Genomic DNA, 17,181 nt, shown 5'->3' with positions numbered 1-17,181 from the left:
GGGGTGGACGATCTTCGGTCGGAGCGGAGTTGGGTGGCGCTCTCGACCGATCGGCGGCTGGCTGAGAAACTGTGTGCCGGCCGGGTAGTGGGGGGTTCGATGAGCAACGGGTGGGTGCTACCCAACGAGGTGCTGCGGGACGCGCCGACGTACACGCCGCGTCCGCACGAACTCGCCGACCTGGAACTGCTGCTCAGCGGGGCGTACGCGCCGCTGAACGGGTTCCTGGGGCGGGCCGACCTGGCCGCCCTGACCCGGCGCGGCCGGCTCGCCGACGGCACCCCGTGGCCGGTGCCGGTCACCCTCCAGGTGTCGGCGGCCGTGGCGGAGGGTCTGGACCTCGACAACCCGTTGCGGCGGGCCCTGGTGCTGACCGACCTGGAGGACGCCCCGGTGGCGTTGCTGGAGGCCACCGACCTCTGGCCGACCCGCGACGGGTTCTACGGCGTCGGTGGCGCCGTGCGCCCGCTCGGCGACGGCGGACACGGCCCGTTCCAGCGGCTACGCCGCAGCCCCGCCGAGGTGCGCGAGCTGCTGCCGCCCGGCCGGGTGCTCGGGGTGATCACCGACCGGCCGTTGCACCGCCCCCAGCTGGCGCAGATCGCCCACGCCGCCCGGACGCTCGCCGCCCACCTGCTGGTGCTGATCCCGGTCACCGACACCAATCCGGACGGGCTGCCGCCGGAGGTGCTGGTCCGCAGCGTCTTCGCCGCCCGGGACCGGATGCCCCCGGCCACCCTGGTCGCCATCCCGATGGCGGGCCGGGGCGACGAGATCCGCGACGCGCTGCTCCGGGCCCGGGTGGCCGCCGCCTACGGGGTGACCCACCTGCTCTCCACCGGTGAGATGCTCTCCGGTCCCGGCCTGCGGGTGCTGGTCCCCCGCGAACTGGCCTACGACAACCGGGACGGGCAGTGGCGGTGGCGCGACGACATCCCGCCGCGCAACCGGCGGCTGGCCCTGCGCCCGGACGAGATCGACGACCTGCTGGACCGGGGCTTCCCGCTGCCCGAGTGGCACACCCCACCGGCGGTCGCCCGCGAGCTGTCCCGAGCCCGGCCGCCGCGCCGGCACCGGGGGCTGGTCGTCTTCTTCACCGGCCTGTCCGGCTCGGGCAAGTCGACCGTCGCGCGCGGCCTCACCGACGCGCTGCGCGAGAGCGGCGACCGGACCGTCACCCTGCTCGACGGCGATGTCGTACGTCGGGAGCTCTCCGCCGGGCTCGGCTTCGGCAAGGCCGACCGGGACCTGAACGTACGCCGGATCGGTTGGGTCGCGGCGGAGGTGGCCCGGCATCGGGGACTGGCGGTCTGCTGCCCGATCGCGCCGTACGCCGCCGCACGCGCGACCGCCCGGCAGATGGCCCACGCGGCCGGGGCGGGTTTCGTGCTGGTCCACGTCGCCACCCCGCTGGAGGTGTGCGAGCAACGCGACCGCAAGGGCCTGTACGCCCGCGCCCGCGCCGGACTGATCACCGGCATGACCGGCATCGACGACCCGTACGAGGAGCCGACCGACGCCGATCTGGTCCTCGACACCAGTCAGGTGACTATCGACGAGGCGGTGGCGGCGGTGCTGGTGCACCTGACCGAGACCGGCTGGGTGGAGCCCCGCCTGCAACCGGCCTGATCCGACATCCGGCGGAGAGGCGGACACAACCTGACCGCTTCTCCTGCGACCGTTGTCTCCACGAAGGCGTGCCAGGCGTCCGGACCGAAGCTGAGCGTGCCGCCGTCGCGGTCCTTGGTGTCCCGGACCAGCACCCGTCCGGGCAGGTTGTCGGCGACCTCCACGCACGCGCCGCCGACCGCCGTCCCGCAGGACGCCTCCGAATGGCCCAGACGTTCCGGAAGGCCAGCCGGAAACGACGGCGCGACCCGTCGGCCGCCCCTGGAAATCTCCATCCGACCTGCGCGGTAATGTTCACTTCTGTTGAATTACGTGCGACTGCCGAACGACCATGTGCTACTTCGTGAGGCGAGGTGAGGTGAGAACGTGCTCGCCCAACAGCGGCAGGCGGCGATCGTGGACCGGGTACGGATCACCGGCGGGGTACGGGTGACCGACCTGGCCGGCGAGTTCGGGGTGTCGGACATGACCATCCGCCGCGACCTTGACCTGCTCGCCGAACGGGGTCTGCTGGCCAAGGTGCACGGCGGCGCGACGGTCACCGAGTCCGGCTCGACCGACGAGCCGGGCTTCGCCGCCAAGTCCGCCCGCCAACTCTCCGAGAAGGCGGCCATCGCCGCGCAGGCCGCACACCTGGTGCTGCCGGGCATGGCGGTGGCGCTGTCGGCCGGCACCACCACCGCCGCACTCGCCCACCGGCTGGTGGACGTCGCCGGGCTGACCGTGGTGACCAACTCGATCCCGGTCGCGGAGGTCTTCCACCGGGCCGGGCGACCGGACCAGACGGTGGTGCTGACCGGCGGGATCCGTACCCCGTCGGACGCGCTGGTCGGGCCGGTGGCGGTGGCCGCGATCCGTACCCTGCACCTGGATCTGGTCTTCCTCGGTGTGCACGGGATGAGCGTCCGGGCCGGTTACACCACCCCGAACCTGACCGAGGCGGAGACGAACCGGGCCCTGGTCGCCTCGGCGGAACGCCTGGTGGTCCTGGCCGACCACACCAAGTGGGGCATGGTCGGCATCTCCTCCATGGCCGACCTGGCCGCCGCCCACACCGTCGTCACCGACGACGGCTTGCCCACCCCCGCCCACCAAACCCTCCAGGAGCACGTGACGCAACTGCTGGTAACGCCGATCTAGGCAGTGTCTCGCGGAACCTGCGGTAGGCGTTCCCGTGATCACGGAAGGTTTGGCTCGCTATGGCCGGCCAAACTCTCCGCGATCATGGAAAACGCGCCGGATCGAGCGAGGTGGGAGATGGCACGGGTGGGAGTGGGAGTGGGATGAGGCGGACCGAGATCGAGCTGGCCGACGGGCGTGAGCTGGTCTACTTCGACGAGCGGGGGCACGAGGGCGGGGATCGGGACGTGCCGGACCGGCGGGAGTTGCCGCCACCACCAGCAGCGTCGCAGCTGCGGTACGACCCGCTGGTGGACGAGTGGGTGGCGGTCGCGGCGCACCGGCAGACCCGGATCTTCCTGCCCAGCACGGCCGAGTGCCCGCTCTGCCCGTCCACGCCGACGCACTCCACCGAGGTCCCGGCGTACGACTATGACGTGGCGGTGTTCGAGAACCGGTTCCCGTCGCTGAGTTACCGGGAGGGTGAGCCGCCCGGCGAGCTGACCCCGTTCACCGCCACCCGACCGGGGGCCGGACGATGCGAGGTCGTCTGTTTCACCTCCGACCACAACGCCTCGTTCGCCACCCTGTCGCCGCAGCGGGTGCGTACGGTGCTCGACGCGCTCGCCGACCGGACCACCGCGCTGTCCCAGCTTCCCGGGGTCGAGCAGGTGTTCCCGTTCGAGAACCGGGGGGTGGAGATCGGGGTGACGTTGCAGCACCCGCACGGGCAGATCTACGCGTACCCGTTCCTGCCGCCGCACACCCGGGCGCTGCTGGCCGCCGCCGGTCGGCACGCCGAGCGGACCGGGGGACGCAACCTGTACGCGGACGTGCTCGCCGCCGAGCGGGCCGCCGGGGATCGGGTGGTGGCGGCGAACGAGCACTGGACCGCGTACGTGCCGGCGGCGGCGCGGTGGCCGTTCGAGGTGCATCTGGCGCCGCACCGGGTGGTGCCCGACATTCCGGCGCTGACCGAGGCGGAACGGGCCGCCTTCGGGCCGCTCTACCTGGATCTGCTGGGCCGGTTCGACCGGCTGTTCGACGCCCCGATGCCGTACATCTCGGCCTGGCACCAGGCGCCGGTGCACCAGGGTCGGGAGTTGAGCCACCTGCACCTGCGGTTGTTCAGCATCCGGCGGGCGGTGGACAAGTTGAAGTACCTGGCCGGTTCGGAGTCGGCGATGGGTGTGTTCATCAACGACATCCGGCCGGAGCAGGCGGCGGAGCGGCTGCGGCAACTGACCGGCTGACCGGGACGGAAGCGGAGAAAGAGGGTGCGGGGGGCCCGGGACAGGGCCCCCCGCAGGGAAGGGACGGCTGGCTGTGCGCAACAGCCGGGAGGGCTGCCCGACCGGCGCCGTTTCCGGCGACATCGACTGGCTGGTCCTCCTGGACGCGACTGGCATCACGTCCACCCTGGTCAACGAGCGCGGCCCGACCCCGGTAACGGGCCCACCACTTCGATCTTGCCGTACGTCGATGAGCGCCACCGCCGAACCCGAGGTGCACGCACTTACAGAGAATGAGTGGTTATTCCGACGCGGATTGCCACTCTTTCTCTACAAGAGGCGCATGGGGGGGATGGGGTGGGGGCGAGGAAAGCCCGCCGGTGGGGTGCCGGCGGGCTTTCTGTGGGCGGGTTGGGTCAGGCGCCGAGCTTCTTCGCCAGGTTCTCGTCCAGGGCGGCCATGAACTCGTCGGTGCTCAGCCACGGGGCGTCCCGCGAGATGAGCAGGGCGAGGTCCTTGGTCATCTGACCGCCCTCGACCGTCTCCACGCAGACCTGCTCCAGCTTCTCGGCGAACTCGGTGACCGCCGGGGTGCCGTCGAGCTTGCCCCGGTGGGCGAGGCCACGGGTCCAGGCGAAGATCGACGCGATCGGGTTGGTCGACGTCTTCTCGCCCTTCTGCCACTGCCGGTAGTGCCGGGTGACCGTGCCGTGCGCCGCCTCGGCCTCGACCGTACGGCCGTCCGGGGTCATCAGCACCGAGGTCATCAGGCCCAGCGAGCCGAAGCCCTGCGCGACGGTGTCGGACTGCACGTCACCGTCGTAGTTCTTGGCGGCCCAGACGAAGCCGCCCTCCCACTTGAGCGCGGCGGCGACCATGTCGTCGATCAGCCGGTGCTCGTAGGTGATCCCGGCGGCGTCGAAGTCGGCCTTGAACTCGGCCTCGAAGACCTCGGCGAAGATGTCCTTGAACCGGCCGTCGTACGCCTTGAGAATCGTGTTCTTGGTCGACAGGTAGACCGGGTAGTTGCGGTCCAGGCCGTACCGCAGGGAGGCGCGGGCGAAGTCGCGGATCGATTCGTCGAAGTTGTACATGCCCATCGCGATGCCGCCGCCGGGGAAGTTGGCGACCTCCATCTCGACCGGGGCGCTGCCGTCGGCCGGGGTGTAGGTGATGGTGACCGTGCCCGGTCCGGGGACCACGAAGTCGGTCGCCTTGTACTGGTCGCCGTGCGCGTGCCGGCCGATGATGATCGGCTTGGTCCAGCCCGGCACCAGGCGCGGCACGTTGGACATGATGATCGGCTCACGGAAGACGACGCCGCCGAGGATGTTGCGGATGGTGCCGTTCGGCGAGCGCCACATCTTCTTGAGGCCGAACTCCTCGACCCGGGCCTCGTCCGGGGTGATGGTCGCGCACTTCACGCCGACGCCGTGGGTCTTGATGGCGTTGGCCGCGTCAACGGTGACCTGGTCGTCGGTCTCGTCGCGGTACTGGATCGACAGGTCGTAGTAGTGCAGGTCGACGTCGAGGTAGGGCAGGATCAGCTGCTCCCGGATCTGCTTCCAGATGATCCGGGTCATCTCGTCGCCGTCGAGCTCTACGACCGGGTTGGTTACCTTGATCTTCGCCATCGGCCGGGCGCTCCTCTCGGGGGACTCATGCTCAAGCAGTACGAGCGTACTGGCTCTGCCTGATGCCGCACGCCCGGCCTACCTCGACCACCGACCATTTCCGCAGATATACGGAAAGAGTGGCAGTCCGGGGTCGGACAGCCACTCTTTCCGGTGATCACCGCCGCCCGGTGGCGGGTCGGGCTCGATCAGAGGCTCGCGATGTCGCCCTGCTTGGCGCGGACCGCCTCGGCCGCCTCCTTGAGGCTGGCCAGCTCGTCGGCGTCCAGGTCGGTGGTGACGATCCGGCGGACGCCCTCGCGGCCCAGTTCGGCCTCGACGCCGAGGTAGACGCCGGAGATGCCGTACTCGCCGTCGACCCAGGCGCAGACCGGCATGACCTCGCCGGAGTCGGTCGCCACGGCCTTGGCCATCTTGGCCGCCGCGGCGGACGGGGCGTAGTACGCCGAACCGGTCTTGAGCAGCGCGACCACCTCGGCGCCGCCGTTGCGGGTCCGGACCACAATCTCTTCGATCTTGGCGTCGGAGAGCACCTCGCGCAGCGGCTTGCCGTCCACCGTGCTGCGCGACGGGACCGGCACCATGGTGTCGCCGTGCGAGCCGAGCGTGAGGGTCTTCACCGAGGCCACCGGTACGCCGAGCTCCTCGGCCACGAAGGTGGTGAACCGGGCGGTGTCCAGCATGCCGGCCTGGCCGAGCACCCGAGACTTCGGGAACTGGGTGGCGAGCTGCGCCATCGCGGTCATCTCGTCCAGCGGGTTGGAGACGACGATGACCACCGCGTTCGGGGCGAACTTCGCGACGCTCTCGGACACCACCCGTACGATCTTGGCGTTGGTGGCGAGCAGGTCCATCCGGCTCATGCCCGGCTTGCGCGGCAGGCCGGCGGTGATGACGACGACGTCCGAGCCCTCGATGACCTCGTAGCCCTCGCCGTTCGGTCCGGTGGTCTGGCCGACCACCTTGGTCTCGAAGCCCTCGATCGGCCGCGACTGGTTGATGTCCAGTGCCAGCCCCTCGGGCTTACCTTCGATGATGTCGGTGATCACGACCGTGTCGAAGACGTCGTACTCCGCCAGGCGCTGCGCGGTCGTCGAGCCGTAGAAACCGGCGCCGACGACGGTGACCTTTTTGCCCATGGTCGTCCCACTCTCTGTTACCGACGGGTTCTTTTCCGGACCGTATCAGCCAACGGACCACCGGTCCGGCCAGGGGCTGATTTCCCTGATCGCCCCCCGTTGACCGATCCGGCCGACGCCCGTGCCCGGGTCCGTCACCGGGTACCCCGGTCAGCCCCGTTCAGCCCGCTCGACCACGTTCGTGAGCAGCATGGCGCGGGTCATCGGCCCGACTCCGCCGGGCATGGGCACCATCGCGCCGGCCACCTCGGCCACCTCGGCCGCGATGTCGCCGGTGTAGCGGCCCTTGCCGTCCGGGCCGATCACCCGGGTGATGCCGACGTCGACCACGGTGGCGCCGGGTCGGACCATGTCGGCGGTGAGCAGCCCCGGTACGCCGGCCGCCACGATCACGATGTCGGCGTCGCGGGTGTGCTTGGCGAGGTCGAGCGTGCCGGTGTGGCAGAGGGTGACGGTCGCGTTCTCGCTGCGCCGGGTCAGCAGCAGCCCGAGCGGGCGGCCGACGGTGTTGCCCCGGCCGACCACCGCGACCTCGGCCCCGCGCAGCGGTACGTCGTGCCGGCGGAGCAGCTCGACGATGCCGCGCGGGGTGCAGGGCAGCGGTCCGTCGTAGCCCAGCACCAGCCGGCCCAGGTTGACCGGGTGCAGCCCGTCGGCGTCCTTCTCCGGGTCGATCAGTTCGAGCACCCGCTGGGTGTCGAGGTGGCGGGGCAGCGGCAGCTGCACGATGTAGCCGTGGCAGGCGGGGTCAGCGTTGAGTTCGGCGATGACCTCGTCCACCTGCGCCTGGGTGGCGTCGGCGGGGAGTTCGCGGCGGATCGAGGCGATGCCCACCTCCGCGCAGTCGCGGTGCTTGCCGTTGACGTACGCCTGCGAGCCGGGATCCGCACCGACGAGTACGGTGCCGAGCCCGGGGACCAGGCCCCGCTCGGCGAGGGCTTTCACCCGTACCCGTAGCTCGTCCTTGATCTCCGCCGCAGTCGCTTTGCCGTCCAGAAGGGTCGCCGTCACGTCCCTGATCGTCTCACGGCGGGCGGTCCGGCTTCGGGGACACCCGGTTGCCCGACGCTCGGGGCCCCGGTGTCAACCATCGGAGACCGAAAGATGGCGTAACTTTCCGTAACCGTGTTGTTCGTCACTGCTGGTAGCGGGCTGTGGAGTTGTGCACAGTCTCAGCGCACACCGAGGCATAAGACGGACAAACCCCTGGTGGCGTGGGCCACATGGAGATCAACGCCGATTGCATGGTTTGCGCTGGCAAATGGCGAAATATCACGAGGGATTGCCCCGATCGCGCCGGATCTCCATTACCAGAGGCCAACCTGTGCCGCAAGCAGACTCTCAGGACCCCGTTATTCAGTCGTAATCTGCCGGTTTGGACTAGGGTGCCGGCGCGGCCTACCTTTGCCGAGCGTTGCGCAGAGTGACCCGTACCCGGGACCTGGCTGCCCAGCGTGAGGAGATGAGGAGGCTCAATGCAGGTCCGTAGGCTCGCAGCCTGGGCCGCCGTACCGCTCGTCGCAACCCTGGGCCTCGCGGCCTGTGGCAGCGGCGACGACGGCGGTTCCGGGGACAGTAACCCCAACGCTACGGTGTCGATCCAGATCGGTGAACCGCAGCACCTGATCCCGACCAACACCACCGAGACGAGCGGGAACCAGGTGCTCAGCGCCCTGTTCACGCCGCTGGTGGACTACGACGCCCAGAACAAGCCGTACGAGGTTCAGGCGGAGTCGATCCAGAGCACCGACAACACCACCTGGACGATCAAGCTGAAGGACGGCTACACCTTCCACAACGGTGAGAAGGTCACGTCCGACAGCTACATCAACGCCTGGAACTACGGCGCTTATGCCCCGAACGGCCAGGGCGCCAGCTACTTCTTCGAGAAGATCGCCGGCTACAACGACCTTCAGGCGACCGACCCGGACGGCGAGGACGGCCCGCTGAAGGCGCCGGAGCCCAAGGCGAAGACGATGAGCGGGCTGAAGAAGGTCGACGACCTGACCTTCACGGTGACCCTCTCCGCGCCGTACAGCGAGTTCAAGACGATGCTCGGCTACAACGCGTTCTACCCGCTGCCGAACGCCGCCTTCTCCGCCCCCGGCGTGATCAAGGACGGCTTCGAGGACGCCATCATCGGCGATGGCCCCTTCAAGATGAAGGGCACCTGGCAGCACGACGCCAAGGTCGAGGTCGAGAAGTACGACGCCTTCCCCGGTGAGAAGCCGAAGGTGGCCGGCGTCGAGTTCCGGATCTACCAGCAGCTGACCGCCGCGTACGCGGACGTCATCTCGGACAACCTGGACGTCGTCCCGACGATCCCGACCGAGAACCTGACCAGCGCGGCGAGCGACCTCGGCGACCGGTACCAGCAGAGCCCGGCGTCGTCGTTCCAGTTCCTGGCCTTCCCGACGTTCGACCCGGCGTACAGCAAGCCCGAGGTCCGCAAGGCGATCTCCGAGGCGATCGACCGCGACGAGATCATCAAGTCGGTCTTCAAGGACTCCCAGCAGTCCGCCCGCTCGTTCGTCTCGCCGGTTGTCGCCGGGTACCGGGACAACACCTGCGGCGCGGCCTGCGAGTTCAACCCGACCAAGGCCAAGTCCGAGTACGCGGCCGCCGGCGGTCCGGCGAAGATCACCATCTCGTACAACGGCGACGGTGGGCACAAGGACTGGGTCGACGCGACCTGCAACCAGCTCAAGACCAACCTGGGCGTGGACTGCGTCGGCACCGCCGAGCCGAAGTTCGCCGACCTGCTGGACAAGGTCGAGAAGAAGCAGCCGGTCGGCATGTTCCGGCTCGGCTGGATCATGGACTACCCGTCCATGGAGAACTACCTCGGCCCGCTCTACACCACCAACGGTTCGTCGAACTACTACGGCTACAGCAACCCGCAGTTCGACGCGCTGGTGAAGGAAGGCGTCTCGGCCGCCACCCCGGAGGAGGCCATCAAGAAGTACCAGGCGGCCGAGGACATCCTGGCGAACGACCTGCCGGTTATCCCTCTCCGCTTCGGTCAGAACAACTTCGGTTACTCGAACAAGGTCAAGAACGTCGAGATCGACCTGTTCCAGCGGGTCAATCTGACCAAGATCGAGGCCGTCAGCTGAGCTGACCCCCCGAATCTGGTTCCAGCCATCTGGTAATCCCCGGTGGCTCGGGCCATGGATGGAACAGTCCGGCGTCGCCCAAGAACGCCGACGCCGGACTGTTCCGCCGGGCACATCCGCGTGATGTCCCCCGCCGAATCGTCCGGGCCTTGTGTGCCCGGATACTTTCGTACGCCGAAACGATCGTTCGTACGACTTTCATCCATATTCGGAGAGAAAGCTAAGGTATGTTCCGCTACATTGTGCGGCGCCTGTTGCAGATGGTCCTGGCCTTCTTCGGGACCACTCTGATCGTCTACGCGCTGATGTTCGCCGGCCAGGGCGACCCCATCCAGGCACTAGCCGGCGAGCGGCCGGTCACCCCCGCCCAGCGGGCATACCTGACCGAGACCTTCCACCTCGACAAGACCGGTGTCGGCGGCTTCTTCTACCGCTACTTCGACTACATCGGAAACCTGCTCAAGGGTGACCTGGGCATGTCGCTGACCCAACGCAAGATCGGCGACATGATCTCCACCGCCTGGCCGGTCACGCTGAAGCTCGCCCTGATCGGCATCGCCGTCGCGATCATCTTCGGCGTCAGCGCCGGGGTCGTCGCCGGCATCCGCCGGGGCGGCATCTTCGACAACGCGACGCTGCTGCTGACGCTGCTGGTGCTCGGCATCCCGACCATCGTGCTGGCCCCGCTCGCGCAGTACTTCTTCGGCGTCAAGCTCGGCTGGTTCCCGCCGACCGCCGGTGCGCAGCCCAGCTTCTACGCCCTGCTGCTGCCCGGCATCGTGCTCGGCTCACTGTCCCTGGCCACGGCGCTGCGACTGACCCGTACGTCGGTCGCCGAGAACATGCGCTCCGACTACGTACGGACCGCGAAGTCCAAGGGGCTGGCCCACCGCCGCATCGTCGGCGTGCACGTACTGCGCAACTCGCTGATCCCGGTGGTCACCTTCCTCGGCGTCGAGCTGGGCAACCTGATGAGCGGCGCGATCATCACCGAGGGCGTGTTCAACATCCCCGGCATCGGGTTCAACCTCTTCCGCGGCATCCGTACCGAGGACGGGCCGCTGGTGGTCGGGATCGTCAGCATCCTGGTCGTGGTCTACCTGGTCTGCAACCTCGTGGTCGACGTCCTCTACGCCGTGCTCGACCCGAGGATCCGTTATGTCTGAGCGGCCACGGAGATCCGAGTACCGGTTCGAACAGCGCGGTGAGCGCGACACGTACGAGCGCAACGAGGTGCAGGCATGAGTGACTTCAACACGGTCGCCGCGACCGAGAACCCGAGCGCGCGGCCCGGCCCGAGCGGCGAACCGGGCGCACCCGGCAAGGTGGAGGTGCACAAGCCGCGCAGCCTCGCCGGTGACGCCTGGCGCGACCTGCGCCGCAACCCGATCTTCTGGGTCTCGCTCACCCTCGTTGTCATCGTCACCCTGATGGCGGCCTTCCCGAGCCTGCTCACCGCGAACGACCCGACCGACTGCACGCTGTCCCGGCAGCACCAGGGTCCGACCGGCGGCGCCATCTTCGGCTACAACTTCCAGGGCTGCGACATCTACGCCCGCTCGGTCTACGGCGCCCGCGCGTCGCTCCTGGTCGGCGCGCTCTCCGCCCTGCTCACCGGCATCATCGCCGTGGTGGTCGGGATGCTCGCCGGCTACTTCGGCGGCTGGGTCGACGCGGTGCTCTCCCGGGTCATCGACATCGTCCTGGGCCTGCCGCTGCTGCTCGCCGCGATCGTGCTGCTCAAGCGGATCAACAGCGACAACCAGTGGGCCCGGATCGCCGCCCTGATCTTCGTCCTCGCCATCCTCGGCTGGACCACCGCCGCCCGGGTGATCCGGTCCTCGGTGATCAGCGCCAAGCAGCAGGACTACGTGGCGGCGGCCCGGATGCTCGGCGCCGGCAACGGCCGGATCATGTGGCGACACATCCTGCCGAACTCGCTCGCCCCGGTGGTCGTGGTGCTCACCATCGCGCTCGGTGCGTTCATCGCCGCCGAGGCCACCCTCTCCTTCCTCGGGATCGGCCTCAAGGAACCGACCATCTCGTGGGGTATGGACATCGACGCCGGTCGGGTGCACATGCGGGAGGCCGCCACCCCGCTGATCGTCCCGTCCACCTTCCTCGCCCTGACGGTGCTCGCGTTCATCATGCTCGGCGACGCCATCCGCGACGCCTTCGACCCGAAGCTGCGGTGATCAAATCATGAGCTACCTTTCCGCCCAGCCCGTCGCGTCGCCGTCCCCCCGAGGCGAGCGCCCGCACCTGCTAGAGGTACGGGACCTGCACGTCGAGTTCCGTACCCGGGACGGCGTGGCGAAGGTGATCAACGGCGTCTCGTACCACCTGGACGCCGGGGAGACCCTGGCCGTGCTCGGCGAGTCCGGCTCCGGCAAGTCGGTCACCGCGCAGGCGATCATGGGCATCCTGGACATGCCGCCGGCCGTCATCCCGTCCGGCCAGATCCTCTACGACGGCAGCGACCTGCTCAAGATGCCCGAGGAGCAGCGCCGGCAGGTCCGGGGCAAGCAGATCGCAATGATCTTCCAGGACGCGCTCTCCGCCCTGAACCCGGTCTTCCCGGTCGGCTGGCAGATCGGCGAGACGCTGCGCAAGCGCGAGGGACTGTCCCGGGCCGACGCCCGCAAGCGCGCGATCGAGCTGATGGAACTGGTCAAGATCCCGGCCGCGAAGCAGCGGGTGGGTGACTACCCGCACCAGTTCTCCGGCGGCATGCGCCAGCGCGTGATGATCGCGATGGCACTGGCCCTGAACCCGAGGATCCTGATCGCCGACGAGCCCACCACCGCGCTCGACGTCACCGTGCAGGCCCAGATCATGGACCTCCTCGGCGACCTGCGCCGGGAACTCAACATGGCGATGATCCTGATCACCCACGACCTCGGTGTGGTCGCCGACGTCGCGGACCGGATCGCCGTCATGTACGCCGGCCGGATCGTCGAACACGCCGACGTCCACTCGCTGTACTCGACTCCGGGGCACCCGTACACGAAGGGTCTGCTGGAGTCGATCCCCCGGCTGGACCAGCGCGGCCAGGAGCTGTCCACGATCAAGGGTCTGCCCCCGAACCTGATGCGCATCCCGTCGGGCTGCCCCTTCCACCCGCGCTGCCCGTACGCCCAGCAGGTCTGCGTCGACGTCGTGCCCGCCAACCGGGACCTCGGCAACGGCCGGACCAGCGCATGTCACTTTGCCCAGGAGGTCCTCGATGGCCGGCTCTAGCGCAACCAAGGTGCGTGGCGAAACGATTTTGCAGGTCGACAACGTCGTCAAGCACTTCCCGATCACCCGGGGCGTGGTCTTCAAGAAGCAGATCGGCGCCGTCAAGGCGGTCGACGGGGTCAGCTTCGAACTGCGCCGAGGCGAGACGCTCGGCGTGGTCGGCGAGTCCGGCTGCGGCAAGTCGACGCTCGCCCGGCTGCTGATGCGGCTGGAGACGCCGACCGGCGGCAGGGCGTTGCTGGAGGGGCAGGACATCTTCAAGATGTCCGGCAGCGGGCTGCGCCGGCTGCGCCGCAACGTGCAGATGGTCATGCAGGACCCGTACACCTCGCTGAACCCGAGGATGACGGTCGGCGACATCATCGGCGAGCCGTACGAGATCCACCCGGAGGTGGCGCCGCGCGGCGACCGCAGCCGGCGGGTACGCGAACTGCTCGACATCGTCGGCCTGAACCCCGAGCACATCAACCGGTACCCGCACCAGTTCTCGGGTGGGCAGCGGCAGCGGATCGGGATCGCCCGGGCGCTGGCCCTGAACCCCGAGGTGATCGTCTGTGACGAGCCGGTGTCGGCACTGGACGTGTCGATCCAGGCTCAGGTGATCAACCTGCTGGAGAAGCTCCAGGACGAGCTGGGCCTGTCGTACGTCTTCATCGCCCACGACCTGTCGGTGGTACGGCACATCGCCGACCGGGTCGCGGTGATGTACCTCGGCAAGATCGTGGAGATCGGTACGAACGAGGAGATCTACGAGCGGCCGACCCACCCGTACACCCAGGCGCTGCTGTCGGCGGTGCCGGTGCCGGACCCGGCCGCCCGCGCCCACCGGGAGATCATCCGGCTGACCGGGGACGTGCCGTCGCCGGCCGACCCGCCGTCCGGTTGCCGGTTCCGCACCCGGTGCTGGAAGGCCCAGGAGATCTGCGCCACCCAGGACCCGCAGCTGGTGCTCCGCGCGGTCGACCCGCACCCGTCCGCCTGCCACTTCGCCGAGCTCAAGAACGTCGTCGCCTGACGGGTACGCGAGGGATCAAGAACGTCGTCGCCTGACGGATACGCAAGGGCCCCTCTCCTGTCGATCGCCGAGACGGGAAAGGGGCCCTTCCGTACGTCCGGGAACCTGACCGGCCCGCTCCGACTCTCTCCCGCATGAGCGTGAGACGACGTACGGCGGCGCTGGCTGCGACCGCCATGGTGGCCACCCTGCTCAGTGGCTGTGGGGCTGGCGAACCCGTCACCCCGGCCGGACCCGTGGTGAGCGTGACCGTCTCGGCGGGCAACGCCGGTGTGACCAGCGGCAGTACGGCCGGCGATCCCGTCGGCGCCCTCCAGCCGGTCGGTACGCCAACAGCGGGAGGTGCCTGCCCCACCGTTGCCGAGTACCCGGCCGGACCCGGCAACGAGGCGAACGAGGTGGCCGGCGGCGGGCCCGGAGTATCGCTCTGGGCGTTGCTCTTCCTCAGCTCCGACGAGTTGACCGCCGGGAGGGAGACGAAGATCGTCTGGCGGATGACCGGCGACGGCGCGCTGACCATACGGGCCGTCGGCCCGACCGGCAGCGAGATCACACCGGTCTGGGGACCGACCGGCCACGGCGGCAGCACGTGGAAACGTCCCGGCGAGGAGTGGGGCACCGGCTGGCTCTTCCCCGTACCCGGCTGCTGGACCGTGCACGCCAGCCGGGCGGGCGGTGCCACCGCCCAGCTCGTCCTGCGCGTGGCCGCCTGAGGCGACTCCCGGACGGCGGCCTGAGGCGACTCCCGGACGGCTGCCGCCTGGGGCGACTCCCGGACGACGGGGCGTGGACGGCCGGGAAAGGCCCGTTCACGCCCCGTCGCGGAGACGGTCAGTGGAAGAAGTGCCGGGTGCCGGTGAAGTACATGGTCAGGCCGGCCTGCTGGGCGGCGGCGATCACCTCGTCGTCGCGGAGCGAACCGCCGGGCTGGACCACCCCGCGCACCCCGGCGTCGAGCAGCACCTGCAACCCGTCCGCGAACGGGAAGAAGGCGTCCGAGGCGGCGGCGGCGCCACGGGCCCGGTCGGCACCCGCTCGGGCGACCGCCAGCCGGGCCGAGTCGACCCGGTTGACCTGCCCCATGCCCACCCCGACGGCGGCCCCGTCGGCGGCGAGCAGGATCGCGTTGCTCTTCACCGAACGGATCGCCCGCCAGGCGAAGACCAGGTCCCGCATGAGGTCCGGCGCCGCCGCGTCACCGGCGGCCAGGCGCCAGGTGGCCGGGTCGTCGCCGGGGGCGTCGATCCGGTCGGCCGACTGGGTCAGCACCCCGCCGCTGACCGCCCGCCACTCCACCGGCGCCGGCTGCCAGGCCGGCACCCGCAGCAGCCGGATGTTCTTCTTGCCCGCGAGCACCTCGACCGCACCCTCGGCGAACGCCGGGGCGACCACCACCTCGGTGAAGATGTCCGCGATCTGCTTGGCCAGCTCGACCGAGACCGGCTGGTTGACCGCGATCACCCCGCCGAACGCCGACACCGGGTCGCAGGCGTGCGCCTTGCGGTGCGCGTCGGCCACGTCGACGCCGGTGGCGATGCCGCACGGGTTGGCGTGCTTGATGATCGCGACGACCGGCGCGTCCGGACCGAAGTCGTTCGCCGCCCGCCAGGCCGCGTCCGCGTCGACGTAGTTGTTGTACGACATCTCCTTGCCGTGCAACTGCCGCGCCTGCGCCAGCCCGGCCGGCGCGGCCGGGTCCAGGTAGATCGCGGCCCGCTGGTGCGGGTTCTCGCCGTAGCGCAGGGTCGCGCCCCGACGCAGGGCGAGCCCGGAGAAGTCCGGCCACTCCCGCTCCGACGTCAGGCCCTCGGCGAACCACTGCGCCACCGCCACGTCGTACTCGGCGATGTCGGCGAAGGCCCGCGCCGCGAGTGCGCGCCGCTCGCCGAGGGTGAAACCGCCGTCGGCCAGGGCCGACAGGATCGACGGGTACGCCTGCACCGACGTCACCACCGCCACCGACGCGTGGTTCTTGGCCGCGGCCCGGACCATCGCCGGCCCACCGATGTCGATCTGCTCCACGCAGGCGTCGAAGTCGGCGCCGGAGGCGACCGTCTCGGTGAACGGGTAGAGGTTCGACACCAGCAGGTCGAACGGGGCGATGCCCAGTTCGTCGAGCTGGGCGGTGTGGGTGTCCAGCCGCAGGTCGGCGAGGAGACCGGCGTGCACCTTCGGGTGCAGCGTCTTGACCCGCCCGTCCAGGGTCTCCGGGAAGCCGGTCAGCTCCTCGACCTGGGTCACCGGGACACCGGCGGCGGCGATGGTCGCGGCGGTGCTGCCGGTCGACACGATCTCAACCCCGGCGGCGTGCAGCGCCTGGGCCAACTCGGTCAGCCCGGTCTTGTCGTAGACGCTGACCAGCGCGCGGCGCAGCGCCCGCCGGCCGTCCGAAGTGGTGCTCATGGGATCGTGACCTTTCTTCCGGTGATGGTCCAGCCCTCGCGGACCAGCCGACCGACCTGCTCGACGAGCTGGGCGCGCTCGGCAACCTTGATGCGTTCGGTGAGGGTTTCCTCGGTGTCGTCGTCGAGCACCGGCACCGTCACCTGGGCGACGATCGGTCCGGTGTCGACGCCGGCATCGACGAAGAAGAGCGTGGCCCCGGCGACCTTCACCCCGTAGGCGAGCGCGTCGCGTGGGCCGTGGATGCCCGGGAAGGAGGGCAGCAGCGCGTTGTGCGTGTTCAGGTAACGGTCGCCGAAGGCGGCGAGGAAGTGCGGGCCGACGAGCTTCAGGAAGCCGGCCGAGACCACCAGGTCGGGCTTGTGCTCGGCGACGTGCTCGGCGAGCGCCCGGTCCCACTCGTCCCGGTCGGCGTACGCCTTGAGCGGGTCGACGAAGACCGGCACCCCGGCGGCGGTGGCCCGGTCGAGTCCGGCGATGCCGTCCCGGTCCGCGCCGACGGCGACCACCCGGGCGCCGTACGCCGGGTCGGTGGCCGCGTCGAGCAACGCCTGAAGGTTGCTACCGGACCCGGAGATGAGGACGACGATACGGGCGGCCGACACGGGCTCAGTCACCCGAGCACCCTATCGGGCAGCTCAGCCCGGCTCTGCG

Annotated in this window: 14 protein-coding genes and 1 pseudogene; 9 read left to right on the top strand and 6 right to left on the bottom strand. The window is 69.7% G+C overall.

Annotated elements, in window-relative coordinates; all coding sequences use genetic code 11:
• Nucleotides 1-99 precede the first annotated feature (99 nt).
• Nucleotides 100-1,629, top strand: coding sequence for an adenylyl-sulfate kinase (gene cysC, locus ACZ6QQ_RS27245; RefSeq protein ID WP_465880143.1), 1,530 nt, complete (start codon nt 100-102; stop codon nt 1,627-1,629).
• A gap of 56 nt (nt 1,630-1,685) precedes the next feature.
• On the opposite strand, the pseudogene ACZ6QQ_RS27240 reads toward cysC, so the two are convergent.
• Nucleotides 1,686-1,841, bottom strand: a pseudogene (locus ACZ6QQ_RS27240) (DUF397 domain-containing protein); the annotation flags it as partial.
• 154 nt (nt 1,842-1,995) lie between these two features.
• Here ACZ6QQ_RS27240 and ACZ6QQ_RS27235 point away from each other — a divergent pair.
• Together ACZ6QQ_RS27235 and galT are read left to right on the top strand one after the other, a co-directional pair.
• On the top strand, nt 1,996-2,769 hold the full coding sequence (locus ACZ6QQ_RS27235) for a DeoR/GlpR family DNA-binding transcription regulator (protein WP_465880141.1): 774 nt from the start codon (nt 1,996-1,998) through the stop codon (nt 2,767-2,769).
• Between the two features lie 143 nt (nt 2,770-2,912).
• Entirely contained in the window at nt 2,913-4,001 is a 1,089-nt protein-coding gene (gene galT / locus ACZ6QQ_RS27230; RefSeq protein WP_465880140.1) for a galactose-1-phosphate uridylyltransferase, read from the top strand.
• Between the two features lie 395 nt (nt 4,002-4,396).
• Here the strand turns inward: galT and ACZ6QQ_RS27225 are convergent, their stop codons facing one another.
• From ACZ6QQ_RS27225 to ACZ6QQ_RS27215, 3 genes are all read right to left on the bottom strand, one after another.
• Nucleotides 4,397-5,614, bottom strand: coding sequence for an NADP-dependent isocitrate dehydrogenase (locus tag ACZ6QQ_RS27225; RefSeq protein WP_465880139.1), 1,218 nt, complete (start codon nt 5,612-5,614; stop codon nt 4,397-4,399).
• Between the two features lie 188 nt (nt 5,615-5,802).
• A complete protein-coding gene (mdh, locus tag ACZ6QQ_RS27220) occupies nt 5,803-6,753 on the bottom strand; it encodes a malate dehydrogenase (protein ID WP_465880138.1) in 951 nt (316 codons plus the stop codon).
• Between the two features lie 150 nt (nt 6,754-6,903).
• Nucleotides 6,904-7,764, bottom strand: coding sequence for a bifunctional methylenetetrahydrofolate dehydrogenase/methenyltetrahydrofolate cyclohydrolase (locus ACZ6QQ_RS27215; protein ID WP_465880136.1), 861 nt, complete (start codon nt 7,762-7,764; stop codon nt 6,904-6,906).
• 464 nt (nt 7,765-8,228) lie between these two features.
• Between ACZ6QQ_RS27215 and ACZ6QQ_RS27210 the strand changes: the two genes are divergently transcribed.
• The 6 genes from ACZ6QQ_RS27210 (at nt 8,229) to ACZ6QQ_RS27185 (ending at nt 14,837) form a co-directional block, all read left to right on the top strand.
• Complete coding sequence (locus ACZ6QQ_RS27210) at nt 8,229-9,869, top strand: peptide ABC transporter substrate-binding protein (protein WP_465880134.1); 1,641 nt, start codon at nt 8,229-8,231, stop codon at nt 9,867-9,869.
• A 227-nt stretch (nt 9,870-10,096) separates the two neighbouring features.
• Nucleotides 10,097-11,035: an ABC transporter permease gene (locus ACZ6QQ_RS27205; RefSeq protein WP_465880132.1), complete on the top strand. Its 939-nt coding sequence runs from the start codon at nt 10,097-10,099 to the stop codon at nt 11,033-11,035.
• Nucleotides 11,036-11,110: 75 nt separating this feature from the next.
• Nucleotides 11,111-12,064 carry an ABC transporter permease gene (locus tag ACZ6QQ_RS27200; RefSeq protein WP_465880130.1) on the top strand — a complete coding sequence of 318 codons (954 nt, stop codon included), beginning with the start codon at nt 11,111-11,113 and terminating at the stop codon, nt 12,062-12,064.
• A 7-nt stretch (nt 12,065-12,071) separates the two neighbouring features.
• Nucleotides 12,072-13,109, top strand: coding sequence for an ABC transporter ATP-binding protein (locus tag ACZ6QQ_RS27195; RefSeq protein WP_465880128.1), 1,038 nt, complete (start codon nt 12,072-12,074; stop codon nt 13,107-13,109).
• The gene (locus ACZ6QQ_RS27190; RefSeq protein ID WP_465880126.1) at nt 13,096-14,124 is read left to right on the top strand and encodes an ABC transporter ATP-binding protein; all 1,029 of its coding nucleotides are present in this window, start codon (nt 13,096-13,098) and stop codon (nt 14,122-14,124) included. The genes ACZ6QQ_RS27195 and ACZ6QQ_RS27190 overlap by 14 nt, the downstream gene beginning before the upstream one ends.
• 134 nt (nt 14,125-14,258) lie before the next feature.
• Nucleotides 14,259-14,837, top strand: coding sequence for a hypothetical protein (locus ACZ6QQ_RS27185; RefSeq protein WP_465880124.1), 579 nt, complete (start codon nt 14,259-14,261; stop codon nt 14,835-14,837).
• A 118-nt stretch (nt 14,838-14,955) separates the two neighbouring features.
• On the opposite strand, the gene purH is transcribed toward ACZ6QQ_RS27185, so the two are convergent.
• A complete protein-coding gene (gene purH, locus ACZ6QQ_RS27180) occupies nt 14,956-16,527 on the bottom strand; it encodes a bifunctional phosphoribosylaminoimidazolecarboxamide formyltransferase/IMP cyclohydrolase (protein ID WP_465880123.1) in 1,572 nt (523 codons plus the stop codon).
• A complete protein-coding gene (gene purN / locus ACZ6QQ_RS27175; protein WP_465880122.1) occupies nt 16,524-17,144 on the bottom strand; it encodes a phosphoribosylglycinamide formyltransferase in 621 nt (206 codons plus the stop codon). The genes purH and purN overlap by 4 nt, the downstream gene beginning before the upstream one ends.
• Nucleotides 17,145-17,181: the final 37 nt, after the last annotated feature.

This window comes from Micromonospora sp. NPDC049529 (genome assembly GCF_055586685.1).
This window is presented reverse-complemented; position numbering and strand designations above follow the sequence as displayed.